The sequence below is a fragment of the Paracoccus sp. SSJ genome, assembly GCF_030234105.1.
Taxonomy (GTDB): domain Bacteria; phylum Pseudomonadota; class Alphaproteobacteria; order Rhodobacterales; family Rhodobacteraceae; genus Paracoccus; species Paracoccus denitrificans.
In genome coordinates, this window is record NZ_JASSPE010000016.1 from 21,999 (window position 1) to 45,425 (window position 23,427).

At 64.0% G+C, this 23,427-nt stretch carries 27 protein-coding genes and 2 pseudogenes; 16 read left to right on the forward strand and 13 right to left on the reverse strand.

What is annotated here, in order from left to right; translation table 11 throughout:
* Nucleotides 1-27: 27 nt before the first annotated feature.
* The 4 genes from QPR87_RS16485 to QPR87_RS16500 all read right to left on the reverse strand — a co-directional run bounded on the left by QPR87_RS16485 (nt 28) and on the right by QPR87_RS16500 (nt 3,287).
* Nucleotides 28-375 carry a hypothetical protein gene (locus QPR87_RS16485; RefSeq protein WP_272857852.1) on the reverse strand — a complete coding sequence of 116 codons (348 nt, stop codon included), beginning with the start codon at nt 373-375 and terminating at the stop codon, nt 28-30.
* A gap of 133 nt (nt 376-508) precedes the next feature.
* Nucleotides 509-1,474, reverse strand: coding sequence for a response regulator (locus QPR87_RS16490; protein ID WP_285050442.1), 966 nt, complete (start codon nt 1,472-1,474; stop codon nt 509-511).
* Nucleotides 1,471-2,808: a sensor histidine kinase gene (locus tag QPR87_RS16495; RefSeq protein WP_285050444.1), complete on the reverse strand. Its 1,338-nt coding sequence runs from the start codon at nt 2,806-2,808 to the stop codon at nt 1,471-1,473. Before QPR87_RS16495 ends, QPR87_RS16490 begins: the two co-directional genes overlap by 4 nt.
* Nucleotides 2,805-3,287 carry a putative pterin-binding protein gene (locus QPR87_RS16500; protein ID WP_083539298.1) on the reverse strand — a complete coding sequence of 161 codons (483 nt, stop codon included), beginning with the start codon at nt 3,285-3,287 and terminating at the stop codon, nt 2,805-2,807. The genes QPR87_RS16495 and QPR87_RS16500 overlap by 4 nt, the downstream gene beginning before the upstream one ends.
* A 136-nt stretch (nt 3,288-3,423) precedes the next feature.
* Between QPR87_RS16500 and QPR87_RS16505 the strand changes: the two genes are divergently transcribed.
* From QPR87_RS16505 to istB, 10 genes are all read left to right on the forward strand, one after another.
* Nucleotides 3,424-3,903 carry a hypothetical protein gene (locus tag QPR87_RS16505; protein ID WP_011749575.1) on the forward strand — a complete coding sequence of 160 codons (480 nt, stop codon included), beginning with the start codon at nt 3,424-3,426 and terminating at the stop codon, nt 3,901-3,903.
* Between the two features lies 1 nt (nt 3,904).
* On the forward strand, nt 3,905-4,477 hold the full coding sequence (locus QPR87_RS16510) for a hypothetical protein (protein WP_011749576.1): 573 nt from the start codon (nt 3,905-3,907) through the stop codon (nt 4,475-4,477).
* 8 nt (nt 4,478-4,485) lie between these two features.
* Entirely contained in the window at nt 4,486-4,965 is a 480-nt protein-coding gene (locus QPR87_RS16515; RefSeq protein WP_011749577.1) for a hypothetical protein, read from the forward strand.
* Nucleotides 4,962-5,489 (forward strand): hypothetical protein, encoded by a 528-nt coding sequence (locus QPR87_RS16520; RefSeq protein WP_285050450.1) that lies wholly within the window; start codon nt 4,962-4,964, stop codon nt 5,487-5,489. Before QPR87_RS16515 ends, QPR87_RS16520 begins: the two co-directional genes overlap by 4 nt.
* On the forward strand, nt 5,486-6,010 hold the full coding sequence (locus QPR87_RS16525; RefSeq protein ID WP_011749579.1) for a TMEM70/TMEM186/TMEM223 family protein: 525 nt from the start codon (nt 5,486-5,488) through the stop codon (nt 6,008-6,010). Before QPR87_RS16520 ends, QPR87_RS16525 begins: the two co-directional genes overlap by 4 nt.
* 23 nt (nt 6,011-6,033) lie before the next feature.
* Nucleotides 6,034-7,005: a hypothetical protein gene (locus QPR87_RS16530; protein WP_072463935.1), complete on the forward strand. Its 972-nt coding sequence runs from the start codon at nt 6,034-6,036 to the stop codon at nt 7,003-7,005.
* Nucleotides 7,002-9,569 carry a vWA domain-containing protein gene (locus tag QPR87_RS16535; protein ID WP_285050454.1) on the forward strand — a complete coding sequence of 856 codons (2,568 nt, stop codon included), beginning with the start codon at nt 7,002-7,004 and terminating at the stop codon, nt 9,567-9,569. Before QPR87_RS16530 ends, QPR87_RS16535 begins: the two co-directional genes overlap by 4 nt.
* Nucleotides 9,566-9,814 (forward strand): hypothetical protein, encoded by a 249-nt coding sequence (locus tag QPR87_RS16540; protein WP_285050456.1) that lies wholly within the window; start codon nt 9,566-9,568, stop codon nt 9,812-9,814. Before QPR87_RS16535 ends, QPR87_RS16540 begins: the two co-directional genes overlap by 4 nt.
* Nucleotides 9,815-9,925: 111 nt before the next feature.
* The gene (gene istA, locus QPR87_RS16545; protein ID WP_285050458.1) at nt 9,926-11,425 is read left to right on the forward strand and encodes an IS21 family transposase; all 1,500 of its coding nucleotides are present in this window, start codon (nt 9,926-9,928) and stop codon (nt 11,423-11,425) included.
* Nucleotides 11,425-12,153 carry an IS21-like element helper ATPase IstB gene (istB, locus tag QPR87_RS16550; protein WP_028710811.1) on the forward strand — a complete coding sequence of 243 codons (729 nt, stop codon included), beginning with the start codon at nt 11,425-11,427 and terminating at the stop codon, nt 12,151-12,153. The genes istA and istB overlap by 1 nt, the downstream gene beginning before the upstream one ends.
* 537 nt (nt 12,154-12,690) lie before the next feature.
* Here the strand turns inward: istB and QPR87_RS16555 are convergent.
* Nucleotides 12,691-13,782: pseudogene (locus QPR87_RS16555) on the reverse strand (phage tail tape measure protein); the annotation flags it as partial.
* A gap of 59 nt (nt 13,783-13,841) precedes the next feature.
* Between QPR87_RS16555 and QPR87_RS16560 the strand changes: the two are divergent.
* Complete coding sequence (locus QPR87_RS16560; protein ID WP_285050461.1) at nt 13,842-14,183, forward strand: type II toxin-antitoxin system RelE/ParE family toxin; 342 nt, start codon at nt 13,842-13,844, stop codon at nt 14,181-14,183.
* The gene (locus tag QPR87_RS16565) at nt 14,180-14,470 is read left to right on the forward strand and encodes a helix-turn-helix domain-containing protein (protein WP_285050463.1); all 291 of its coding nucleotides are present in this window, start codon (nt 14,180-14,182) and stop codon (nt 14,468-14,470) included. The genes QPR87_RS16560 and QPR87_RS16565 overlap by 4 nt, the downstream gene beginning before the upstream one ends.
* Nucleotides 14,471-14,475: 5 nt before the next feature.
* Here QPR87_RS16565 and QPR87_RS23765 read toward each other — a convergent pair whose 3' ends face one another.
* The 3 genes and pseudogenes from QPR87_RS23765 to QPR87_RS16580 form a co-directional block, all read right to left on the reverse strand.
* Nucleotides 14,476-14,553: a DUF7697 family protein gene (locus tag QPR87_RS23765; RefSeq protein WP_502921620.1), complete on the reverse strand. Its 78-nt coding sequence runs from the start codon at nt 14,551-14,553 to the stop codon at nt 14,476-14,478.
* 156 nt (nt 14,554-14,709) lie between these two features.
* Nucleotides 14,710-15,147, reverse strand: a pseudogene (locus tag QPR87_RS16575) (phage-derived protein YdaY family protein).
* Nucleotides 15,147-16,061, reverse strand: a complete 915-nt coding sequence (locus QPR87_RS16580) for a phage tail tube protein (RefSeq protein WP_502921618.1) — start codon at nt 16,059-16,061, stop codon at nt 15,147-15,149. Before QPR87_RS16580 ends, QPR87_RS16575 begins: the two are co-directional and overlap by 1 nt.
* A gap of 209 nt (nt 16,062-16,270) precedes the next feature.
* Here QPR87_RS16580 and acuR point away from each other — a divergent pair, with 209 nt between their 5' ends.
* The 4 genes from acuR (at nt 16,271) to QPR87_RS16600 (ending at nt 18,926) form a co-directional block, all read left to right on the forward strand.
* Entirely contained in the window at nt 16,271-16,930 is a 660-nt protein-coding gene (gene acuR, locus QPR87_RS16585; RefSeq protein ID WP_502921619.1) for an acrylate utilization transcriptional regulator AcuR, read from the forward strand.
* 4 nt (nt 16,931-16,934) lie between these two features.
* Nucleotides 16,935-17,921: an acrylyl-CoA reductase (NADPH) gene (gene acuI / locus QPR87_RS16590; RefSeq protein WP_285050471.1), complete on the forward strand. Its 987-nt coding sequence runs from the start codon at nt 16,935-16,937 to the stop codon at nt 17,919-17,921.
* 6 nt (nt 17,922-17,927) lie between these two features.
* Nucleotides 17,928-18,428: a peroxidase-related enzyme gene (locus tag QPR87_RS16595; RefSeq protein WP_285050473.1), complete on the forward strand. Its 501-nt coding sequence runs from the start codon at nt 17,928-17,930 to the stop codon at nt 18,426-18,428.
* Between the two features lie 111 nt (nt 18,429-18,539).
* Nucleotides 18,540-18,926: a methylglyoxal synthase gene (locus QPR87_RS16600; RefSeq protein WP_285050475.1), complete on the forward strand. Its 387-nt coding sequence runs from the start codon at nt 18,540-18,542 to the stop codon at nt 18,924-18,926.
* Nucleotides 18,927-19,002: 76 nt separating this feature from the next.
* On the opposite strand, the gene QPR87_RS16605 is transcribed toward QPR87_RS16600, so the two are convergent.
* The 5 genes from QPR87_RS16605 to QPR87_RS16625 are packed head-to-tail and all read right to left on the reverse strand — an operon-like array spanning nt 19,003 to nt 23,374.
* Entirely contained in the window at nt 19,003-19,200 is a 198-nt protein-coding gene (locus tag QPR87_RS16605) for a TOBE domain-containing protein (protein WP_285050537.1), read from the reverse strand.
* Complete coding sequence (locus QPR87_RS16610) at nt 19,116-20,096, reverse strand: ABC transporter ATP-binding protein (RefSeq protein WP_285050477.1); 981 nt, start codon at nt 20,094-20,096, stop codon at nt 19,116-19,118. Before QPR87_RS16610 ends, QPR87_RS16605 begins: the two co-directional genes overlap by 85 nt.
* A complete protein-coding gene (locus QPR87_RS16615) occupies nt 20,096-21,592 on the reverse strand; it encodes an argininosuccinate lyase (protein WP_285050479.1) in 1,497 nt (498 codons plus the stop codon). The genes QPR87_RS16610 and QPR87_RS16615 overlap by 1 nt, the downstream gene beginning before the upstream one ends.
* Nucleotides 21,593-21,594: 2 nt before the next feature.
* Nucleotides 21,595-22,440: a carbohydrate ABC transporter permease gene (locus QPR87_RS16620; protein WP_285050481.1), complete on the reverse strand. Its 846-nt coding sequence runs from the start codon at nt 22,438-22,440 to the stop codon at nt 21,595-21,597.
* 1 nt (nt 22,441) lies between these two features.
* The gene (locus tag QPR87_RS16625) at nt 22,442-23,374 is read right to left on the reverse strand and encodes a carbohydrate ABC transporter permease (protein ID WP_285050483.1); all 933 of its coding nucleotides are present in this window, start codon (nt 23,372-23,374) and stop codon (nt 22,442-22,444) included.
* Nucleotides 23,375-23,427: the final 53 nt, after the last annotated feature.

Genomic DNA, 23,427 nt, shown 5'->3' on the forward strand with positions numbered 1-23,427 from the left:
GGGAACAGCGGCAGGCGTGGTATTGGATCACTGGCTATTCAAAGCAGCGCGAGCGGTGCGATGGTCTGGAAACGGTGCATCCAGGGCAACACGCTGCGAAGGGACGCAAATATCCATCATTACAAAATAATGGAACGTGCCGGCCTCCGGCGTTTCTATCGGCTCGGCGCCCGTTTCGCCGGCCACCTGACGATCCTCGAGGAACAATTCCACTCTTTGCGATTGCAAGGTCCGTTCCCGGCAATCCACACGCATCAATTTGGCAGCAGCATCGAAGGATATATCACGGACCGTGCGGATGGACTTAAAGAAGGTCCACATCCAGACATCCACCGGTGTCTCCGGCGCAGCTTCCGGTAACTCACCGGCTATCATTGTAGCCATCGTCGGGTTTGAAGCGTTCGAATGAAGCGACGAGAACATATGAGAACATACTGACTACAAGTCCTTCGTGTTCGTTGCGGAACGGTCTTGATCGCTATGTCAGATATTCAATGCGCCGCTTCACTCAGGTCACCGGCTGCGCCAGTGGTACTGACAGAATCAACGCCACCAGTTCCGCCTGCCTTTGCACGCCGGTCTTGGAGAAGATGTTTCGCAGATGGAATGCGACGGTCGTGCCCGAGATCGCCAACCGGTCTGCGACCTGGCTGCGGCGCAGCCCTTCAGCCAGCAAACACGCAACCTGGGCTTCCATCGGCGTCAGGCCGAACAACTGGCCAAGGGTCGCAGTGTCAATAGGGGGCTTGCTGTCTGTGCCGCTCAGTATCAGCATGGTAACCGCCTCATCATGGTGCGAGTGCGCTGGAAGCGACATCCCGATAACCATGAGCTGGCCCCCATCGTCCAACCGCAACCCCGTCGGGGCCATCCCGCCACCCGGAGCTAATCCCGCAATCAACGCCGACAGCTTCCGGCCATCTACGCCGCTGGCGGTAATACGTCCACTCAGCGAGATGCCGGCTGCGCCCGACAAGCTTTGGGCGAGTGGATTGGCATGGACCACGCCGCCATTAGCATCGAGCAGCACCACGCCAAGAGCCAGGCGGTCCAGGGCGGCCAGGCCGGACCGGTCTCCCGGCATTGCGCGCAACCTTTGCATCCGGTTCAGGCGCGCTTCGACGATTGCACGAAGCAGGTCGTAATCAATGGGCTTGGTCACATAATCGTCGGCCCCCGCCATGCGCCCATCGATTACCTGCTGGCGTGAGGACAGGGCAGTCAGAAAGACAAAGGGCACGTCATCAAGATCGGGTCTCGTCTGACGCAAATAGGACATGAACCTCTTGCCGTCCATGCCGGGCATCAGGATGTCACAGAGGATCAGATCGGGGCGCTGCCTTTCCAGACAGGCCAGCGCCTCGCGCGCATCTCCGACGGCGCTCACAATATAGCCGGCCTCCTGCAACTCGAAGGCGATGTCATCGCGCAAGGATGGCTCATCCTCGACACACAGGATCAGTGGCGCGGTCATGCGGAGGCCTCCCTCGGCAGGTAAAGCGCGACTGTCAGGCCCCCTCCGTCACGCTGCATCAAGGTCACCTCGCCACGCTGCATTCGGGCCAGATGGCGCGCAAGCGTCAGCCCCAATCCGGAGCCGGGCAAAGTCTCGTGCCCGCTGCCTCGGTAGAACCTGTCAAAAGCACACTCAATCTCTTCGGGCGACATACCCCTCCCTCTGTCCTCGATCCGACAGACGATGCAGTCCCGCGACTGAAAAACACTCACATCGACGCGGCAATCGGGCGGAGAATACAAGAGCGCATTGCGCAGGAGGTTGGACAGGATTTCGGCGGTCAGCATCGGATCGCACAGCGCGACAGTTGGTTCTGTTTGCACCGACTGCCGAATACGGGCCGGGTCGCGGTCCCACGCCGTCGCCATCAGGTCATCAATGACTGAAGATACAAGATCGTTTAGGTCATGGGCGCGCAGGCTAGGAAGAACCGCATCGCGTTCCAGCCGGGACATCATCAATGCGGTATCTGTCAACTTCACGAGCCGCGCGACCGCCTCACGGGACACCGCCGCCTTTTCCGAGATCAGTTCTGGTGGAACCGGGCCGCCGCTGCGCCGCGTCAGGCGGTGCATCGCGCTGTCGATTACGGCTAGCGGCGTGCGGAACTGATGGGCAATCAGGTCGGCGAACCGGCGGTGGTTCTCGGCGGTTTCGCGTTCGCGTTCCAGATCGCTGGCGAGCTTCTCAGCCCGCAGGTGGTCCAGCTGTCCGCTCATCAGCCGCCTCTCACGATCGATCAGGATTGCCACCAGCCCCAATCCCGCTACAGCAGCCCCCAGCACTGACATCAGCGCAAGCAAATGCAGGTGCCTCAGGCTGTCCAGGCGCGTGGCCTGACTCTGCCATTCATGGGACATCACCAGACTCGCCTTGGTCCTTAGTGCAGCGACCAGCGCCGTGACATGTGCCCGCAGCGCGGCCGGATCGGCACCTTGCGCGGGGTCAAGCGCCAGAAGCCCACTGCGCCAGCGTGCAAGTGTTTCGGACACTCCCGCATTCTCGAGAAAGCGACGTTGCGGCCCATCTTCCAACAGCGTCAGCCGCGAAACCAATATATCAAAACGGGTCTGGATCTGTTGTGGCGCTGCCTCATCCGAGAGCGCCAGCGCAAGGTTCAAGGCCTCGATCTGCGTCTGGCCAAAGACCCAGATCATGTTCTCGGTTGCGGCAATGCGCATCTGGCGTTCCAGCACCACAAGCTGCCACGCAGCCAGCGCCAACAGGCCCAGGCAGATCGCCACCAGCCCACCAAGCCACAGATAGCGGGCCCGCCCGCCTGTGCCGGTCATTGCACATGCAGCGCGACAAGCTGCCAGACCCATCGCATGTCATACCGTATATCGGCCAGAACGCCGTGATTGTCGCGCGGATAGACGATCCAGACTGGACCCTTGTCACGCGGGGTCAGAGGCACGTCATCCATGTAAAGCGCGGCTAGAACATCAAACCGGTGAAAATCCTCGACAGGTATATCGACGACATAGTCGTTCAACGCTGTCGCGCGCACACTACTTCCCTCGGCTCCGGCATGGGCGAGGACGTCTCGCATCAGCACACCGCGGAACTCCGGCCTGCCATCTGTGACGCTGGTCGATGTCGAAAACTCATGCCAGTCCATCGTATCGAAATCCGCGCGCGTCATCTCCACTCTGCCGTCCGTGACCGCGCCGGTCAGGGTCAGCAGGACGTCCTCGGCAGCCGCTGGTACGGCCATGAACACAAGTGCCGTCATCAACGCGGTCTGAACGATGTGATACCGCAAGCTCATCACCACAACCCAAAATGAAAACCAGGTTCCGGACTGAACTCTATCACAGGAGACTACATGTTCCCCGTTCAAACGAACGGGGCGGCCAGTCTTGAGCAGAACTAAACTCGGAATCAAACAGCAGGAGGATCTACGCTTGACCATCTTCTCGACCATGCGAAGAGCGGGCATACCTGTTCTGGCCTGTCTTCTGGCGCTGCCGGCGCTGGCCGACGAGCCTGGAGGGCTGGTTACCGGCAGTTTTGGCGATCAGCCGCTGGAGCTGACTGTTGCCCCCGAATTGTCCGGCGCGACGATCATCGGCAACTATGCCGATGCCTCCTTGCTTGCCTCACAGATGGAGGGCGATCAGGGGCCGGTCAATCTGGAACTGACGATCAATGGCGAATTGCCCGCGCCCGGCGAAATGGCGCTGACGATCACCTTTGCGCGCGACATGGGACGGAATTGGACCGGCGATCAGGACAGCCTGACACTGACCCTGGAGGAATTCACGCCGGGCGACGGGATTGTCGCCTTGAAGGGCACGCTCACCGGGCAAGTCAGTGGCGGCCCCTCATCCGAAACCCGGCCCGTCACCTTCAGCTTCGACACCCGGCTTGAAGAGCTTGACTGAGATGGCTGGACCCGCCTTTGCCCGAACTGCGGCCCTGCTGCTGATCGCTACGGCAACCTCAGCACTGGCCGGTGAACCGTCCAACCCGGTCTGCCACGCGGACGTCCATCGCGCCGGTAATTTTGACCTGCGACAGATTGGTCCGCTGATCGCGGGAACGTGGACCGAAGCCGCCATCGGAACGAGTGTGGCAATAGGCGTTCAGGAGAGCACCTTCGAGATCATTTATGATCGGAACCGCAACCGATTGTATCTGGGTTCGGACGGCATTCAGACCGAACTGGTGCCGGTTCGAGGTGGCAACAAGCCGCTGCGCTTTGACTTTGTGCGTGGCGAGGCAATGGACCCGCAGTTTTATATGTTGACTTCAACGGGTTCCGAGCCCGGCGCGGAGCCTTGGGAATGGGCGTTGGTTCAGGATTGCCAGATTGCCTCGGCGCCGCAATTCGAATGGCAATTCGGCACCGGTGCGCGGCGCTCGGACGGGATCATCAGTTTCTTCTCGGCCAATGAGGCGATGGGAACAAAACGCAATTCGGCGCGGGGCGTCCGCGAACAGCTGATCAGCCGATAGGAATGCCAATGAAGGTGCTTGTCCCGCTTGTCCTGGCCCTCGGAATCGCAACCCCCGCTGGTGCATTGGACGCCATCGGCGAGATCGGGGCAAACTTGGACGGTGAAGAACTGAACTGGCAGGTGATGCGTCAGGATGATGGCTCGGCGATGGTGCAGATCACCGATATCGGCCCGCTGACCATGATCGAACTGCATGCACTTGGTGACGGCAGCATTTCTATCGGCCTGATCTTTCACGGCAAGCCTTCCGGAGATACGCCGCCCGCCGGTCTGACCATCGACATGCGGCCCGATCGCGGGGCGATGGCGGGCGCGGTCTGGGAAAGCGAGGAAGAGCCGCCGCAGATGTCGATCGACCTGCTGGATCTTGAGGATGAAGGCCGCATCCAGGCCAGCTTTGCGGCAACCCTATGCCGCCGGGATGCCCCGGACGACTGTCGCGACGTCGAGGGGCGGATCGACACGTCGTTGGGTGCAGGCCCATGACACTGGCCGAGTTTCTGGCTGATCCGCTGCGCGTGACGCAAATCTCCGACAGCGTGCTGGAGATCGAGAATCGTCCGGTCCGGCGGGCGGTGATTGCTGCGGCGGTGATATTGGTGGCGATCGCGGCGGGCCTGGCAGCCATCGGGGATGGTGCGACCGGAACGGGGATCATCGTGCTTGCCGTGGTGGGCCTGATCGGTTGGCTCTACATGCACGAGTTGGTGCAGCTGACTCAACTGAGCCTGGACAGGCATGCCGGTCTTGTCCGGCTGCGTGTGACCACATTGCGCGGGCGGCGTGAAGATACATTCGCACTCTCTGACCTGCACAAGCTGGAAAGCGTCGCGCACTATGGCACGGCGGCAGGAAACGATGAGACCCGGCTGGTGCTGATTTGCGGATCGGAACCAGAGCGGCGCGAGATCATAGTGCCCATGTTCCGCCCGGATCCCGAAGAAGTGGCGCATCTGACGGGCGTCGTCAATGGCTGGCTTTCCCGCCAGGGAAAGGGAAACCCGTCATGAGTATTGAGACGAATACGCCCGAACGACTGGAACTGGAATTGGCGATACCGCGCTTTATCCTGTGGTTCGTCATGCTGCCTGTCCTGCCGATCACCCTGATCGGGCTGGCCAATCTGATCGGGGGAGAAATCCTGACCGCGCTGGTGCTGCTGGTCGGGCTGAACGGGGCCTTTCTCGCGGGATATATCGCCCTGTCCGAGCGCACACGGCTCAGGTTGGACGCAGGGTCGGGGCTGGTCAGCATCATCCGGACATCGCGCCTCGGCACGCGTCAGCGGGACTATCCGCTCGAGGCGCTCGACAGTGCCGAACTTGACCGCAGCCATACCTCGCGAGAGGACCGCAGCACCTCGAAGGTGGTTCTGGTTTTTCGCAACACCCGCCCGGCAACACGGGTTCCGTTGTCACGTTGGGGCGTATCGGGCGATGGACCTGGGCAGGTCGCCAATGACATCAATGCCTGGCTGCGACGCCATTTCGGGGGCGAACAGACTGCCCCCGCATCTCAACCTTCAAGCTGATTGCCCCAAAAGGAACCGGAGCCATGTGGGATTTCAATATCGGACAAGCTCTCGGACTGTTGGGCCGAACATTGCCTTTCGTGCTCCTGCGTGCCGCCGTCTATTTCGGAATCACACTGGCCTATATTCTGGCCACCGGCGCCGGTATCGGGGTCGGCTGGGGCGTTGGCGCCTTCGGGGATGACGAGTTCCGCGCGACCGCGATGGCTTGGGGCGGCATTGCCGGCTTTGGCCTGACCGGCGCTGTAATGTACTGGCTTCGGGAATACATTCTCTACATCGTCAAGGCAGGCCATGTCGCGGTTCTTGTCGAACTGATTGACGGCAAGCCCCTGCCGGAAGGACGCGGCCAGATCGCCCATGCAACGGCCGTGGTGAAGGGGCGCTTCGGCCAGGCCTCACTGCTCTTCGCGCTGGACCAACTGGTCAAGGGAGTCATTCGCGCCGTCATCGGCCTTGTGCGCGGTGTATTGTCCATCCTGCCGATCCCCTATGTCCGGCAGTTGATGGGCATTGTGCAGGCCTTCCTGCGCGTGGCGGTGGGCTTCATCGATGAGGTGATCCTCGCCCATGCCATCCGCACCCGCTCGACCGATCCCTGGGGATCCGCACGCGAGGCGCTGGTGCTATATGGCCAGAACTGGAAGGCGATGCTCCGGAACGCCGCCTGGCTGACGCTCTTCACCTATGGTCTCGCCTTCCTGATCTTCCTCGTGATGCTCGCCCCGGCAGCGGCACTGGTCTACGTCATGCCCGGCGCCTGGTCGGCGGGCGGCTTCGTTTTCGCGTTGCTGTTCGCCTGGAGCGTCAAGGCTGCCTTTCTCGAGCCCTTCGCCGTCACCTGCCTGATGCAGGTCTATTTCAGGATCACCGATGGCCAGGAGCCCGACCCTGAGTGGGATGCGCGGCTGGAGCAGATGTCCTCACATTTCCGCAAGCTGAAAGAGCGCGCCGGTGCCCGCTTCGGGACAGCGCGCGATGGAGAAGCCGCATGAGATCTCTTGTGACCGCCGGGCTTATCGCCCTGACATCCGCCCTTGCGCCGGCGGCGCTTGCCCAGGAGCGCCCCAGCACGATCCTTGTTTTGGACGCCTCGGGGTCGATGTGGGGGCAGATCGATGGGATAAACAAAATCACCATCGCGCGCGATGTCGTCGGGGACATTGTGTCGGATTTCCCCGCCGATCAGAATCTCGGTTTCGTCACCTATGGCCATCGCGAGCGCGGGCAATGCGCGGATATCGAAACCTTGGTCGAACCCGCGCCCGGCACTGCGGCAGAGATCGCCGGCATCGTTGAAGGGTTGAACCCGCGGGGCATGACCCCGATGACCGATGCCGTCATCACCGCGGCTCAGGCGTTGCGCCACACCGAACAGGCGGCGACGGTGATCCTGGTTTCCGATGGGATCGAGACCTGCAATCCTGATCCTTGCGCCGCCGCCCGCGCATTGGAAGAAGCGGGCGTAGATTTTACCGCCCATGTCATCGGCTTCGACGTGCGGGGCGAAGCCGATGCCCTGTTGCAGATGCAATGCATCGCCGAGGAAACCGGCGGCCGCTTCCTGACTGCCGACAATGCCCAGGAACTCAACGAAGCCTTGCGCGAGGTCACTGCCGCGCCGGCCTCAGGGAGTTTCACCTTCACCGCAAATCTCGGAGGCGAGGAGATCGGCGACGACACCGTCTGGGAGCGGCCAGTAGCGCCACTGGAGCTGCCACTTCTGTCCGACGAGGTGATCTGGGAGATATCGGATACTTCGTTCAACAGGGTGCAGACCGGCACCGCGAACCCTTTCACCACGGATCTTCCGTTCGGCGACTATATCGTAACGGTGCATTCGACGGCGCAGGACGACTTCTCGCAGACCGAGGCCAGTTTGGCGTTGGACAGCGCGCGCAATGTCCACGCCATTTTCCCGCCCATCACGTCGCAACAGCCCACCGCCCAGGTCTTTGGCCCTGCACAAACCCTGGTTGGCTCCGCGTTTACGGTGAGCTGGGAAGGTGAGGGTCTGGCTCCACGTGATTATGTGACAATTGTCCCCGCCGACGCCGAAGACGGAGCCTATGCGGATTATGACCGGCTAGAGAACCGTACCGAAGGCGAGCTTCGTGCACCTGCCGAGCCCGGCCTCTACGAAGTGCGTCTGCAACTGGACGCGGGTGACCGCGTGCTCGCCCGCACCCCGGTCGAAGTTGTTGATGCCGAGGTTACTGTCTCGGCGCCAGCCCAGGTCGTTGTCGGGTCGGCATTCCCGGTCACCTGGCAGGGCGAGGGCCTGCACCCGCGCGACTACGTGACAATCGTTCCCGCCGGTTCGGCGGACGGCACCTATGCCGACTACGATCGCATGCAAGGTCGGAGCGAGGGCGAGCTGCGGGCGCCTGCCGAGCCTGGCCTCTACGAAGTGCGCCTGCAATTGGACGTGGGGGACCGCGTGCTCGCCCGCACCCCGGTCGAGGTGGTCGATGCCGAGGTTGCTGTCTCCGCGCCGGCTCAGGTCGTTGTCGGGTCGGCTTTCCCGGTCACCTGGCAGGGTGAGGGCCTGCACCCGCGCGACTACGTGACGATCGTTCCCGCCGGCTCGGCGGACGGCACCTATGCCGATTACGATCGCATGCAAGGTCGGAGCGAGGGCGAGCTTCGCGCGCCTGCCGAGCCCGGCCTCTACGAGGTGCGCCTGCAATTGGACGCGGGGGACCGCGTGCTCGCCCGCACCCCGGTCGAGGTGGTCGATGCAGAGGTCACGGTTTCCGCGTCGGCCCAGGTCGTTGTCGGTTCGGCGTTCCCGGTCACCTGGCAGGGTGAGGGCCTGCACCCGCGCGACTACGTGACGATCGTTCCCGCCGGCTCGGCGGACGGCACCTATGCCGACTACGATCGCATGCAAGATCGGAGCGAAGGCGAGCTTCGCGCGCCTGCCGAGCCTGGCCTCTATGAGGTGCGCCTGCAATTGGACGCGGGGGATCGCGTGCTCGCCCGCACCCCGGTCGAGGTGATGGATGGTAATGTTTCGCTTGACGGACCGGACAGGGCGCGGGCCGGCGCCGAGATCACGCTATCCTGGACCGGTGCCATACATCCGCGCGACTACATAGCCATCGTTCCCGGCGGCACACCGGACGGCGAGCAAAGTGGCTATCGCCGTATTCAGGACGAAGATCAGGCCACGTTCACTGCACCCGCGGAGCCTGGTGCCTATGAAATCCGCTACCATTTGGACCGCGGCGATCGGGTCATGGCCCGGCGACCGCTCGAGGTGCTGGCGGCGGATGCGCCGATAGACGAGGGTGCCGGGCTTATGGTTCCTGGTACAGCAAGGCCGGGCGATATCGTTACAGTTTCGTGGACAATCGAAGCTGGCGATGCCGACCGGCGCGTGGCGCTGGCACGAGCTGATGCGCCCGACTTTACCTGGATTACAGTCCATCACGTGGGCGACGAAACCGAAACGGTAATCAAGCTCCCGGACGAGCCGGGACAATACGAAGTGCGGTTTCTCGACCTTCAAAGCCAGAGCGTTCTCGGACGCGCGATGATCACGCTCGGCGAATGAACTACGACAATTTCAAAGAATCGGGAGCACTCACGACCATGCTCAGATCAGCCATCGCTGCATTTGGCTTTCTCGCCCTTGTCGTACCCGTCATCGCTGCAGAACCGGGGGGAGCGGCGTCAGGGACGATCGCAGGCGAAGAGATAGAACTGTCGGTCTGGACAGAGCAGTCCGACTTCACGTCTTCAAGTTTTTCGATCTATTTTCAAGCACCGGCACTGAGAGAGCGCGGCCTGGGCTGTTGACCGGCGTGGAATAAGGACCCCGCTTCTGGGGTGATCGGCGTCCAAAAGGGACCCCACCGACCGGGGGTTGGTCCATTGTGCTTCCGAGGATTATCGGAGGCCGAGCGCGGGATGCTGATCGTGGAGACAATCGCAAAAATCAGGCGGCTGCATTTTACCGAGGGCAAGGGGATCAAGACGATCTGCCGCGACCTGAAGCTGTCGAAGAAGGTGGTGCGCAAGGTGATCCGCACCGGGATAACGGAGTTCACCTACAGCCGGACGGTTCAGCCACGCCCGAAGCTGGGTGCCTGGCTTGAGGAACTGAGCCGGCTGTTGGCGATCAATGCGGCTCGTGGGCGCCGGGAACGCCTGACGCTGATCCAGATCTACGAGGAACTGCGCGGCCTTGGCTATGAAGGCGGGTATGATGCGGTCCGCCGCTACGCCTCGGTCTGGGCGCGCACTCAAAGCTCCGGTGCCTCTTCCGCCTTCGTGCCGCTGAGTTTTGCCCCCGGCGAAGCCTATCAGTTCGACTGGAGCCACGAGGTTGTCCTGATCGATGGGGCGACCACCACGATCAAGGTGGCGCATGTTCGCCTGTGCCACAGCCGGATGTTCTTCGTGCGGGCCTATCCTCGCGAGACGCAGGAGATGGTGTTCGATGCCCATGATCGGGCTTTCGCCTTCTTCAAGGGCACCTGCACCCGCGGGATCTACGACAATATGAAGACGGCGGTGGAGACCATCTTCGTCGGCAAGGAACGCCTCTACAATCGTCGGTTCCTGCAGATGGCCAGCCATTATCTGGTCGAGCCCGTCGCCTGCACCCCGGCCTCGGGCTGGGAGAAGGGTCAGGTGGAGAGCCAGGTCGGCACGGTCCGCCAACGGTTCTTCTCACCCCGGGTCAGGGTCAAGAGCTACGAGGAACTGAATGCCTGGCTGCTGGACAAGTGCATCGCCTCGGCCAGGAGCAGCAAGCATCCCGAACTGACGGACAAGACCGTCTGGGAAGTCTTTCAGCAAGAGCGCCCGCACCTCGTCCCTTATGCCGGGCGCTTCGACGGCTTCCACTCGCTGCCTGCGGCGGTATCGAAGACCTGCCTCGTGCGGTTCGACAACAACAAATACTCGGTCGCGGCGACGGCTGTCGGGCGGCCGGTCGAGATCCGGGCCTATGCGGAGCGGATCGAGATCCGGCAGGAAGGGCGGCTGGTCGGGGATCACCCCCGTCACTTCGGGCGGGGCCGGGCAATCTACAATCCCTGGCACTATGTGCCTGTCCTGCTTCGCAAACCCGGGGCGCTGCGCAATGGCGCACCGTTCAAGGACTGGGTTCTGCCCGGCGCCCTCGAGCAGATCCGCCGCAAGTTGCAGGGGTCGTCGGATGGCGACCGCCAGATGGTGAAGATCCTCGGCGCCGTGCTGACGGAGGGGGTTCCCGCCGTGCAGAAGGCCTGTGCCGAAGCGCTCTCGCAGGGCGTCCACTCCGCCGATGTGATCCTCAACATCCTGTCCCGCAGGCGCGACCCGGAGCCGCCACCCTTGCTGCTCACCTCTCCGGCCCTGCGCCTGACCCATGAACCGAAGGCAGACTGTGCCCGCTATGACCTGCTGCGGAGGGCCGGCTGATGGATCGTGCAGAGATCATGGCAGCGATGGGCGAACTGAAGCTCTACGGCATGCGCGCCGCCTACGACGAACTCATGGCGGTGGCTGTGCGCCGTCAGCATGAACCCCGCCAGATCGTTGGTGATCTTTTGGCCGCCGAGATCAACGAGAAGAAGGCGCGGTCGGTCAAATACCAGATCACCACCGCCAAGCTGCCCTATGCCCGGGAGATCGAGGAGTTCACCTTCGATGATACGCCGATCAACGAGACGCTGGTGCGCGATCTGACCAGCGGGGAATTCCTCAGCCAGCAGCGCAATGTCGTGCTGGTTGGTGGCACCGGGACCGGCAAGACCCATATCTCCGTGGCGATCGCGCGAGCCGTCATCCGCAACGGCGCCCGGGGCCGCTTCTTCAATGTTGTGGATCTCGTGAACAGGCTGGAGGCCGAGGTCCGTGCAGGGCGGGCGGGCCGCCTGGCCGAACATCTCATGCGACTCGACTTCGTCATCCTCGATGAACTCGGCTACCTGCCATTCGCCCAATCCGGCGGCCAGTTGCTGTTCCATCTGGTCAGCAAGCTCTACGAGCAGACTTCCGTCATCGTCACCACCAACCTGGCATTCGGGGAGTGGCCGACCGTCTTCGGAGACGCGAAGATGACCACCGCGCTGCTCGATCGTCTCACCCACCATTGCGACATCGTCGAAACCGGCAACGACAGCTGGCGCATCAAAACACGAGCCTGACCGCCCGCCAAAACGCAGGCCCGCGTCGGCTGCGCCAGCTGGAAAGCTACGCCGCCACGGGCCTGCTCACCACATCGCCAGAGGGGGCCCTTTTGGACGCCGATAAGGGGGCACTCTTCAACGCCGATTGACATCCAGTGCCTCGGCCACGCGCCGGGCGCCAGCGGCAGCGGCATCGAGCGCGCCCTCGGTTTCCTCGCCCGAGCCGCGCACCGCCTCGACCAGCGCGGTGACCGCCTCGCGGACTCCGTCGAAGGCGCTCGCCCGTGTGTCCGCTGCCCGCTGGCGGAATCGTTCGGCCATGGTGCCCGCGTTGCTGGCGGCATGATCCAGCATCGAGGCCCAGGACTGCGCGCCGAACCAGTCGATCTGGAAATCCGCCCCGATCCGGTCGGCCACGGCGTTGAAGGTGGGCCCGATGATCCCGAGGAAGTCGGCCCATTTGCCTGCAAGAAAAGCCATGAGCTGCGTCCAGATGTTCTCGATGTCGGCGCGCAACGCCCGGAAATCGTCGACCAGCGAGCCCATGGTGGTCTTGATGCCGTCCCAGACCGCGCGGGCCACTTTGCCCATCAGCTCGAGCGCGTTGCCGAAGCCGCCCGCCCCGGTGACGAGGCGGGAGAACTGATAGACCAGCTTGCCCGCGCCGACGATCAGCGCCCCGATGCCGGTGCGGATCAGCGCCCCGTGCAGGACCACGAGCGCCGTGGCCAGCCCGCGCACCGAGAGCGCCGCAGCCGCGAGCCCCGCGACCCGCCATCAAGGCGGCGAAGGTGCCCGCGATGCTCACCATCCGCCCGAGGTTGTCGAACAGGGCCCGGATCGCGATCCCGAGCGGCCCGGTTGTACGTGCCACCGCCGCCATGGCGTTCGCAACGGCCTCCAAAGTGGGGGCGGCAGCGACCGCCAGCTGGTTCGAGAGCCCGCGCCAGATCAGGCCGAGGCGCGAGATGGCATCGTTGGTCCGTTCGATCTGGCGGGCATCCTGATAGCTGACGACGACGCCGAAATCCCGCACGTCCTGTGTTGCCTGCCGCAGCGTGGCGGTGTCGATGCGTGTGAAGACCAGAGCAGCCCGGTCCCCGAAGAGCTGCGAGGCGATGGCTGCGCGTTCCGCCTCGGGCACGAGATCCGCGAGCCGGTCCTGAATGAGGGCGATCCGCTGGTCGAGCGGCAGGGCCTGCAGCTCTCCCGCCGACAGCCGCAGGCGGCGCAGGGCTTCCGTCGCGGGTCCGGCTCCGGCGGCGGCCTGGCTCAGCCGCCGGGTCAGCTGCATCGCCGCCTGTTCGACCTGGCCCATCGACACGCCCGCCAGGTCGCCCGCGTGCTCGAGCACCTGGATGCTCTCGAGCGTGGTATCAAGCGAGGCCGCGAGCTTGGCCTGCGCATCCACGACGGACAGCCCCGAGCGGATCATCGCCGTGGCCGCCGCCGCCAGCGCCCCGGCGGCTGCCGCGGCCGCGATCCGCGCGCGCCGCGCGAAAGCGGCAAGACGGGTGTTGGCCAGTTCCATCTCACGGCTGAGCCGTCCGAAGCCGCGGGCGCCGCTTCGCCGACGCCTTCCAGTTCGGCGCGCACCTGTCGGCCGCCCACCGCCGCGAGGCGGACGGATACGCGTTTCTCGGCCATCGTGTCGTCCTTTCGGCGTGCGTCATTGACATATGCGCCATTGGCGCATACATGGGGTCATGAGCATCGTTACTGTTGTCGAGACACCGGAGTTCCAGCGCCGCGCGGGCCGCCTGATGTCGGAGGACGAGCGGCTGGCCCTGATCGATTTCGTCGCGCGCAATCCGACGGCGGGCGTGTCCATCGGGGGCGGTGTGCGCAAGTTCCGCTTCGCGCGCGACGGTGGCGGCAAGAGCGGCGGGTATCGGGTGATCCACTTCTTCAGCCCGAACAGCGGGGTGCCGATTTTCCTGATCACGGTCTTTGCGAAGAACGAGAAGGCCAATCTGACCCCGCGCGAGACGGACATGGTCAGGCAATTGGGCGAGGCCCTTGCGGCAAGCTACAGGAGGACGTCATGAGCGACGCATTCAAGAGCATCGAAACGGGCCTGCAGGAGGCTCTGGCCCATGCGCGGGGCGAGAAGGTCGGCCTGGTCCACGAGATCGAGCTGCCGGAGCCGGATGTGCAGGCGATCCGGGCACGCACGGGCCTGTCGCAGTCGGACTTCGCGCGCAGCATCGGGATCAGGAAGGGCACGCTTCTGAACTGGGAGCAGCGCCGCCGCAGCCCCGAAGGGCCGGCGCGGGTGTTGCTGGCGCTGATCGACAAGGATCCGCAGATCGTTCAGCGCACGCTGGTGCGCTGAAACGGCTATAGGCGCTCTGCTGCCATCTGGTCGTTGATCCTGCGCACCATCACCGCCTCGATCGGCGGCAGGAACTCGGCCATGGGGAGGGGCGGGACGCCCAGCGCCCAGCGCCAGACCCAGCGCCAGCGCCGCGCCCATGGCCCAGCCGATCACCGCGCCGGGCAGGATGCGCAGCTGGCCGCCGAGGCGCCGCGCTAGGTCCCAGACCTGTGTGCCCTCAAAGGTGATCGGCAGGTTCAGCCTTGCCGGGCAGTCCGGGCAGGCTTGCGAGCACGCCGCGCAGTAGCTTTCGCCCCCGCCGTAGGACCAGTCGGCGAGGGCGATGAGGCGTTTTTTTCCTGTTCCAGCAGCAGGCCCTTGGCGACATAGGCCCCTTAGAATGCCTCGAAGGCGGGCCAGATTTCAAGGAGCGCGTCGATGCCCTTGGGGGTAACGCCTACCGGGGCGCCCTCGGCATCGCCGACGCCCTCCCAATCGAGGATCGCCAGACGGGCCACCGCCTTCGCCATGGCGAGCGCCAGTTCCTCGGTCGTCGCCTCGGCCGGCAGGGCCTCCACCGCCGGATCGGCGCGGGCGGAGACCATAAGCGCGGTCGTCAGCGGGCGAAGCTTCAGCCGGACGCCCGGCAGCAGGTCGAGCCAGCGGGGTTCGTTCGTCAGGTCCAGAGTCAGCATCAGAATGTCTCCCGCTCGTTGACTAGCGTCACCGTGCACATCCGCCCGAGCGCGGGATCGACCGCCGCCTGCCAGTCGAAACTCTCCTGGATGCCCTGAGGCCCCGGTATCTCGATGCGTGGGCGCGGCAGGTAGACGGCGTGGATGGTGAAGGTCAGGCTCTCGCCCGAGGGCAGCGACCAGCCGAGCTCGATCTCGCAGGGGTCCCCGGCGATGGCCTGGTTCGCCAGCACCTGGTCGGCGAAGCGCACCTCCATCCGGCCCGTGAGGGCGGCCATGCCGGGATCGGCCCCGTCGATCCGTCCATCGGCGCGGATGGTCTCGATCCGGTCGAGATTGTTAGCATAGGTCAGCTCGGCGGTGACGAGGTTGCCGAGCGCCGTGCCGTTGCGCGTGACCGTGCCGTTGAAATGGCCGAAGCGCAGCAGGTCAAGTGCGGCGGGCGTCCCCGCGCCGGTGGTTGCGGCCAGCGCCTCGCCCTGCGCCACCAGCCGAGCGGTCGCGGTCAGCAAGCCCGCGCGCTGCACTTGGAAGGACAGCTGATCGACGACACAGCCCGCGTACATGGCAAAGCGCGGCACCTCGGGCATGGCGACCTCGATGGCCATCGAGGGCAGCACCCAGCCGCCCGAGCGGAACTCATGCGTGAAGGGCCCGGGCGCGGTGCCCGAGGTGGTGGGCGCCCCGAACGCCCCCTTCAGCCAGAAGCCGAAGGCCTCGGCGTCGATCGGCACGACCACGTGCAAGGACGCCTCGTGGGTGGAAAGACTGACGAGAGCGCCGCTCGGCATGAGGTCAAGTCGGAAGATCCCGAAGATCCTGGAGCACGTCGGTCGGCTGAAGCCTCGCATGGTTCCAGACAGGCTTACGGTAGTGCGTTCTCCGGCTGATGAGCGCCGGGCCTTTGGGTGCAATAGGCTTGGATAGTGACGCTGGCTGCACTTGGTCGTTGGGCCTGAGGCTGCGCCATAGGGCCGCTCAACTGGAAGCGCGAATATTTAATTTAACAATAATCAACACTTACCATTTCATTGAGATCTGCTCTGCAAGATTGTCTCTATTTTGAAAGACGACCGGTCTAATTATTGTAAATTTTAGGAGTGGATCGGTCTAGAAAAGCCTGATGGGAGATTCGCTAGACCCCAGCCCACGTACACGTGGCCGTCCACGCAAGGATCAGAGTCAGCCGGATGCGCCGCGCATGGTGCTCATTCGGACGGGCGTGGCGATCCTGACGGAAAAAGGCTTCAGTGCGGTCAGTATCGACGACATCCTCTCCTCGGCGGGCGTGCCGAAGGGGTCTTTCTACCACTACTTCCCCAGCAAGGAGGCTTTCGGCATGGCATTGATCGATGCCTATGCCGGGTATTTTGCCCGCAAGCTGGATCGCTGGTTCAACGATGAAACCCGGTTGCCGCTACAACGCCTCAGCAATTTCTTCGTCGATGCCAAGGCGGGCATGGCGCGGTTCGGCTTTCGGCGAGGCTGTCTGGTCGGCAATCTGGGGCAGGAAATGGGTGTTTTGCTCGAATCCTACCGCCACCGCCTGGCGGCGGTGTTTCACGACTGGGAGGCGCGAACCGCCCGCTGTCTTCGGGCGGCGCAGGTCGCCGGCCAGATCGGTGCAGATGCGGATTGCGACCGGCTGGCACGGTTCTTCTGGATCGGCTGGGAGGGCGCGGTGCTGCGCTCCAAACTGGAGCAAGACCCGGGCCCGCTCGATGAATTCGCTCGGGGCTTCCTCGCCCTGCTGCGATCTGGCTCTGAAACTTCAAAGGGGTAACACCATGTTCAAGGCGCTTCTGATAGAAAAAGACGACAGCGGGCAGCGAGTGTCGCTGTCCGAACTGGACGAAAGCCAGTTGCCCGATGGCGACGTCACGGTCCGCGTTGCCTGCTCGACGCTGAACTACAAGGATGCGCTGGCGATCACCGGAAAGGGACCGGTGGTCAGGCGCTTTCCCATGGTGCCTGGCATCGATTTCGCGGGCGTGGTGGAGCATTCGGACAACGCCGCCTTCCGAGCCGGCGACAAGGTCGTGCTGAATGGCTGGGGCGTCGGCGAGGTGCATTGGGGCGGGCTGGCCGAACTGGCCCGGGTGAAGGCCGAATGGCTGATCCCGCTGGAGCCCGCCTTAACCCCCGCCCAGGCCATGAGCATCGGTACCGCGGGCTATACCGCGATGCTGTGCGTGATGGCGCTGGAGCGCCACGGCGTCACTCCCGACAGCGGCGAGGTGCTGGTGACAGGTGCCGCCGGGGGCGTGGGCAGCGTCGCAGTCGCGGTGCTGGCAAAACTGGGCTATCATGTCGTGGCAGTGACAGGCCGCCCCGAAGAAGCAGATTATCTGACCGGTCTGGGCGCGAAACGCATCCTGCCGCGATCCGATTTCAGCGAACCGGGCAAGCCGCTTGGCCGCGAGCAATGGGCGGGCGCCGTAGACGTGGCGGGCGGGCGCGTATTGGCCAATGTCTGCGCCTCGATGAAATACCGTGGCGTGGTCGCGGCCTGCGGTCTTGCAGGCGGCATGGATTTCCCAGCCACGGTCGCGCCCTTCATCCTGCGCGGCGTCACGCTGACGGGCATCGACAGTGTCATGTGCCCGCCCGCCGAACGGCGCGAAGCCTGGCGGCGCCTTGGCCAGGATCTCGACCCGAGCGTGCTGGACGCCATGACGAACCGCATCGCGCTCGAGGATGTCATCGACGTTTCCGAACGACTCATCGCCGGTGCCGTGCGCGGTCGCGTCATCGTTCCGCTCAGTGATCTCTGATGTTCTGTGGACATCGCTGACATGCCCGACGACATCCGGGACCGCATTCTGGCGGTGCAGGAGAAATCGGGCTTCGTCCCGAACGTCTTTCTGACGCTTGCGCATCGTCCAGACGAGTTTCGAGCGTTCTTCGCCTATCATGACGCGTTGATGGACAAGCCCGGCAATCTCAGCAAGGCCGAGTGCGAGATGATCGTGGTGGCGACCAGCAATCTCAACCAATGCCAGTATTGTGTCGTGGCTCATGGCGCCATCCTGCGCATCCGCGCCAAGAACCCGCTGATCGCCGATCAGGTCGCCGTGAATTACCGCAAGGCGGATATCACGGCGCGCCAGAACCCGAACGAGACCACGCTTCAGCATCTTGATCCCGCGCCCGGCGAAACGGCAGGTGGTTTTGCGGAAACCGCCGAGAATATCGCATTGGCCGGTGCGCCTCTGGTGGATCGGATCGTGGCGGATTGGCAGGCCTGGAAGGACGGCGTTCCGCCGCTGCCGGCTGACTGACGAGGCATGTAAGGGCGCCACATTATTTCCGATGCGCCTCATCCCTGGTTCGACTTCTGGCTGTCGGATTGCTATGATAGCGCTAACGAAGCAGCCAGGCAGAGGATGCGTATGGATATTCATGCCGATCTGGCTCTTGTCGCGCATGACGGCAAGAAGGACGATATGATCTCGTGGGTCGAGGAGCGGATCGATCTGCTGCGGCCGCTGTCACTGGTCGCCACCGGAACCACCGGGACGCGGATCCACGCGGCGACCGGGCTTGAGGTGACACGGCTTCTCAGTGGGCCTCTTGGTGGCGACGCGCAGCTGGGGGCGATGATTTCCGAAGGGCGGCTGAGGAACCTGATCTTCTTCATCGATCCGCTGTCCGCATTACCGCATGACGTGGACGTGAAATCGCTGCTGCGGCTGGCGATCCTTTACGATGTCCGACTGGCGGTGAATGCCAGAAGCGCGGACGCTGTCCTGGCGGCGCTTGCGGCGGATAGCCGCTGATCCCATCCCGGGTGCGGCAGTCCATCAGGCGATATTCGTCGCCTGACGGGTGCTTGTCGTGGGGTCGAGAGGCGGCCTATGCGACCAGCTTTTCGGTCTCGCGATCGAAATAGCGGATGCAATGCCGATCCGCCTTGAAGCTTGCCGTGTCGCCGGGCCGATAGGTCGCCGCTGCCGGCGCCCGGGCGATCACGCTGCCCGAGGGCAGGTCCAGATGCACGAAGGTCTCGGATCCATGCGGCTCGGCCACCCGGACCGTGCCGTGCAATACCAGCGCTGCGCCAGTCGTTTCGGCATCGAGCGGCGCCAGATCCTGCGGACGGATGCCGATGGCGACGCGGGACGCGGACGCTCTGCGCAGTTCCGGTGGCAGCGCGTCCGGCACCAGGCTGATCTTGCCTGCGTTGGCGCCGAAGGCGAGGCTATCGCCGGACAGGTCGCATCCAGCATGTTCATCTCGGGGCTGCCGATGAAGCGGGCGGTGAACATGTCGGCGGGCCGGTTGTAAAGCTCCATCGGCGCGCCGACCTGCAGGATGCGACCGTCGCGCATGACCACGATGCGGTCGGCCATGGACATCGCCTCGACCTGGTCGTGCGTCACGAAGACGATGGTGCTGCCAAGACGCTGATGGAGTTGCTTGATTTCCAGCCGCATCTGGCCGCGCAGTTGCGCGTCGAGGTTCGACAGCGGCTCGTCGAACAGGAACGCCTGCGGATCGCGCACCATGGCGCGGCCGATGGCGACGCGCTGGCGCTGGCCGCCGGACAGGGCAGCGGGACGGCGTTCAAGCAGGTGGGACAGGCCAAGGATCTTTCCCGCCTCCTGCACGCGGGCATCCTTGTCGGCCTTGGACAGTTTCGAGGTGTAAAGCCCGAAGCCGATGTTCTGATGCACCGTCATATGCGGGTAGATGGCATAGTTCTGGAACACCATGGCGATATTGCGCTGCTTGGGCTCCATATGGTTCACCATGCGGTCGCCGATCTTCAGCGTGCCGCCCGAGATGCTTTCCAGCCCGGCGATCATGCGCAGCGTGGTGGACTGGCCGCAGCCCGAGGGGCCGACCAGCACCACGAATTCGCCGTCGGCGATTTGCAGGTCGATACCATGGACGGCGGTCGAGGCGCCGTAGTTCTTGACGATCTTGTCGAGGGTAATGCTCGCCATCATGCTCCTCCCGAGAGCTGATTGAAGGATTGTTCAAGGGCTTCCGCCGCCGTGCGGTTTTGTGCGGCACGGGCGGCGGCACGGTCTTCAAGGGCCTGCAATTCCGCGTGATAGCCCGCCAGTGCCGGTTGCAGCGCCGCCGGGGCCGGGCCGCCGAAGCGGTCGCGCACGGCGACGAAACGCGAGGCAGACGTGGCCTGGGCAAAGGCCGCGGCATCCATGTCCGGCGTCTGGCCCGTCGCGGCCTCATAGGCGCGGCGGAAATGCGGATAACCGTCGGCGGACAGGTCCTCGCCCGCCGCCACCACGACGCCAGCGATCTCGGAGGCGATCTCATGCGCGGTGCGGAAGGACAGGCCCGCCTCGCGCACTAGCATGTCGGCAAGTTCGGTCACCGTGGCGCAGGACAGGCGCAGGTTGCGGGCTACGCGCACCCCATCGACCTTCAACGCGGCCATGACCCGGCCGAACAGGCCCAGCACGCGTAGCGCGGTGTCGAAGGCCTGATGGCCGAATTCCTGCGTTTCGCCCTCGCTGTCGTTCATGTCGGTGAAGGGAGTGTTGTGCAGGATGTCTAGCACCGCATTGCTGCGCGCCCAGGCCAGGCTGGCCAGATGCAGCAGATGCTCGATAGCGACCGGGTTGCGCTTTTGCGGCATGATCGAGGAGATCTGCACCAGTCCGCCCGGCAGGCGGATCTGCCCGACCTCGAAACTGCTCCAGAACTGCAAGTCCTGGACCGGGCGGCCCAGATGCAGGAGCATCAGCGACAGCGCCGAATAGGTCGCCGAGATGTAATCCACCGTCTCGATGCAGCCATAGGAGTTCTGCAAGGACGCCGCGAAGCCCAGCAGTTGCGCCACCCGGTGCCGGTCGGTCGGAAAGCCGGTGGTGGTGATCGCCGCCGCGCCCAGGGGGCAGCGGTCCACGATCTCCAGCGCGGCCTCGATCCGGGCCAGGTCGCGCAGCATCACCTCGGCCACGGCGGTAAGGTAATGGCCCAGCGTGGTCGGCTGCGCGGGCTGGCCGTGGGTATAGGCGAAGATCAGCGTTCCGGCCTCGCGCCCGGCGGTGTCCAGAAGTTGGGCCAGCGCCGCGCGACCCTCGGCCAGCGCCGCCTCGACCCTGGGCTTCAGCCCCAGCCGGAACAGCGTATGGTCGATGTCGTTGCGCGAACGTGCCGTATGCAGGCGCCCGCCCAGGTCGGGGCCGATCTTCGCCTTCAGCGCCTTTTCCATGGCGAAGAAGAAATCCTCGACATCGCCGGCATAGCGCATGGCGGCGGGGTCGTTTTCGGTCCAGACGGCGCGCAGCCCGTCGGCGATGGCGCCTGCCTGCGCGGGGGTAAGGATGCCGGTCTCAGTCAGCATCACCAGATGGGCCTTGTCCACCTGCCGCAGCGCCTGGGCATGGCCCAGCCGTGCGCCGTCGAACAGCGGCATCAGCACCGTGTCGCGATAGACCGGATCGGGGAAGGTGTCGGAAACGATGGTCATGGTCAGCCCTTCACGCCGGCCAGTATGACGCCGCGGACGATATAGCGCTGGAAGAACAGGAAGATCAGCAGGGTCGGGATGGTCGAAAGCGCCGCCCCGGTCATGATCATCTCCCACTGGATGGATTGCTCGACCGCGAAGCTGGAGAGCCCCACCGGCAGCGTGTAGAGATCGCGGTCGGTGGTGACGATCAGCGGCCAGAAGAAGGCGGTCCAGTTGCCGAGGAAGGTAAAGATCGCCAATGCCGACAGCGTCGGTGTCACCAGCGGCATGGCGATGCGCCACCAGATGGTGAATTCGTTCAGCCCGTCGATCCGCGCCGCCTCCAGGAAATCGTTCGGCACCGTCTCGAAGAACTGGCGCATCAGGAAGACGCCGAAGGCGGTCATCAGGCCGGGGAACATGATGCCCCAATAGGTGTCGGTCCAGCCCAGGCTGCTCGACATCAGATACCACGGGATGACCAGCATTTCGGTCGGGATCATCAGCGTGGACAGGATCGCCAGGAAGACCAGCCTGCGGCCCGGAAAGCAGAACTTGGCCAGCGTGTAGGCGACGAGGCTGTCGAAGAACAGGCACGAGACCGTGGTGATCACCGCGATCAGGGTCGAGTTCAGGAACCAGCCGAGGAAGCGGCCGTCCGACAGCACGCGGATATAGTTCTGCAGCGTCGGGTTGGCCGGGATCAGGCGCAGGTCGAACACCTCGCCCGCCGATTTCAGCGAGGTCGAGAACATGAAGAACAGCGGCGTGACCATGATGACCCCGCCGATGAACAGGCAGGTCCAGGCGATGATCGCGCCGGGGCGGATGATGCGCGGGGCAAGGGCGGTTGCGGATCGGCTCATCTCAACGGCTCCGCAGGATCCAGAGCTGGATCATGGTGATGGCCAGCAGGATGGTGAACAGAACGACGGTCTGTGCCGCGGCGTAGCCCATCTGGTATGAAGAGAACGCGGTCTGATAGATCATCAGCACCAGCGGCTTGGTCGAATTCAGCGGCCCGCCCGGATCGTTGCTGGTCATGTTGTAGACCTGGTCGAAGATCCGCAGGAAGCCGATGGACGAGAACACGACAAGGAACACCGTGGTCGGCTTCAGCAAAGGCAGGGTGATCCGGTGCAGGATGGTGAATTCGCCCAGCCCGTCCACCCGCGCGGCCTCGTAATAGGTCGTGGGGATGGCGCGCAGCCCGGCAAGGAAGATGATGATCTGGAAGCCCAGGCCCGCCCAGATCGCCGTGACCATGATGGCCGGCAGCGCCTGTTCGGTCGAGCGCAGGAAGGGTTGCGCCTCAAAGCCCAGCATGCCGATGAAGCCGTTGATGATGCCGATGGGCGGCGGCTGGTAGAACAGCCGCCAGACCCAGGCCATCGCGGCCGCGGTGGTCAGAAAGGGCAGGAAATACAGCGCCCGGATCGTGCCGTGCATGAAGCGCACGCGGTCGAGGTAATAGGTGATCACGAATGAGACCGCGATGCTGATGGGCGTGCCGATCAGCAAATAGGCGAAGGTATTGCGGAATACCTGCCAGAACAGCGGGTCGGCCAGCATCTTGTGATAATTGTCGAGGCCGATAAAGTTCGCCTCGTTCAGCAGGTCCCAGTCGGTCAGGGACAGCCAGAAGGCTTGCAGGGTGGGATAGAAGCGCACGACGCCGAAGAACAGGATCGGGACGGCAAGGAAAAGCCATGCCCAGACGATCTGCTTGGTCGTGACCGACAGCCTGTCCCACAGGCGCAGGGAACCCGTCCCTCCGCCGCGATGGTCGGATGGTGTCATAACATGTTCCTGGATGCTTGAAGCCGCGAAGGGTCCCGGCCCGGATGAGGGCC

Coding starts and splice junctions, on each gene's coding strand:
- istB (WP_028710811.1), top strand. CDS start 11,425: ATGGATCGTGCAGAGATCATGGCAGCGATGGGCGAACTGAAGCTCTAC.
- QPR87_RS16525 (WP_011749579.1), top strand. CDS start 5,486: ATGAGTATTGAGACGAATACGCCCGAACGACTGGAACTGGAATTGGCG.
- QPR87_RS16600 (WP_285050475.1), top strand. CDS start 18,540: ATGGATATTCATGCCGATCTGGCTCTTGTCGCGCATGACGGCAAGAAG.
- QPR87_RS16485 (WP_272857852.1), bottom strand. CDS start 375: ATGATAGCCGGTGAGTTACCGGAAGCTGCGCCGGAGACACCGGTGGAT.
- QPR87_RS23765 (WP_502921620.1), bottom strand. CDS start 14,553: ATGGCCGAGTTCCTGCCGCCGATCGAGGCGGTGATGGTGCGCAGGATC.
- istA (WP_285050458.1), top strand. CDS start 9,926: ATGCTGATCGTGGAGACAATCGCAAAAATCAGGCGGCTGCATTTTACC.
- QPR87_RS16610 (WP_285050477.1), bottom strand. CDS start 20,096: ATGGCGAGCATTACCCTCGACAAGATCGTCAAGAACTACGGCGCCTCG.
- QPR87_RS16515 (WP_011749577.1), top strand. CDS start 4,486: ATGAAGGTGCTTGTCCCGCTTGTCCTGGCCCTCGGAATCGCAACCCCC.
- QPR87_RS16540 (WP_285050456.1), top strand. CDS start 9,566: ATGAACTACGACAATTTCAAAGAATCGGGAGCACTCACGACCATGCTC.
- QPR87_RS16565 (WP_285050463.1), top strand. CDS start 14,180: ATGAGCGACGCATTCAAGAGCATCGAAACGGGCCTGCAGGAGGCTCTG.
- QPR87_RS16625 (WP_285050483.1), bottom strand. CDS start 23,374: ATGACACCATCCGACCATCGCGGCGGAGGGACGGGTTCCCTGCGCCTG.
- acuI (WP_285050471.1), top strand. CDS start 16,935: ATGTTCAAGGCGCTTCTGATAGAAAAAGACGACAGCGGGCAGCGAGTG.
- QPR87_RS16520 (WP_285050450.1), top strand. CDS start 4,962: ATGACACTGGCCGAGTTTCTGGCTGATCCGCTGCGCGTGACGCAAATC.
- QPR87_RS16490 (WP_285050442.1), bottom strand. CDS start 1,474: ATGACCGCGCCACTGATCCTGTGTGTCGAGGATGAGCCATCCTTGCGC.
- QPR87_RS16500 (WP_083539298.1), bottom strand. CDS start 3,287: ATGAGCTTGCGGTATCACATCGTTCAGACCGCGTTGATGACGGCACTT.
- QPR87_RS16530 (WP_072463935.1), top strand. CDS start 6,034: ATGTGGGATTTCAATATCGGACAAGCTCTCGGACTGTTGGGCCGAACA.
- QPR87_RS16535 (WP_285050454.1), top strand. CDS start 7,002: ATGAGATCTCTTGTGACCGCCGGGCTTATCGCCCTGACATCCGCCCTT.
- QPR87_RS16560 (WP_285050461.1), top strand. CDS start 13,842: ATGAGCATCGTTACTGTTGTCGAGACACCGGAGTTCCAGCGCCGCGCG.
- QPR87_RS16620 (WP_285050481.1), bottom strand. CDS start 22,440: ATGAGCCGATCCGCAACCGCCCTTGCCCCGCGCATCATCCGCCCCGGC.
- QPR87_RS16615 (WP_285050479.1), bottom strand. CDS start 21,592: ATGACCATCGTTTCCGACACCTTCCCCGATCCGGTCTATCGCGACACG.
- acuR (WP_502921619.1), top strand. CDS start 16,271: ATGGGAGATTCGCTAGACCCCAGCCCACGTACACGTGGCCGTCCACGC.
- QPR87_RS16495 (WP_285050444.1), bottom strand. CDS start 2,808: ATGACCGGCACAGGCGGGCGGGCCCGCTATCTGTGGCTTGGTGGGCTG.
- QPR87_RS16510 (WP_011749576.1), top strand. CDS start 3,905: ATGGCTGGACCCGCCTTTGCCCGAACTGCGGCCCTGCTGCTGATCGCT.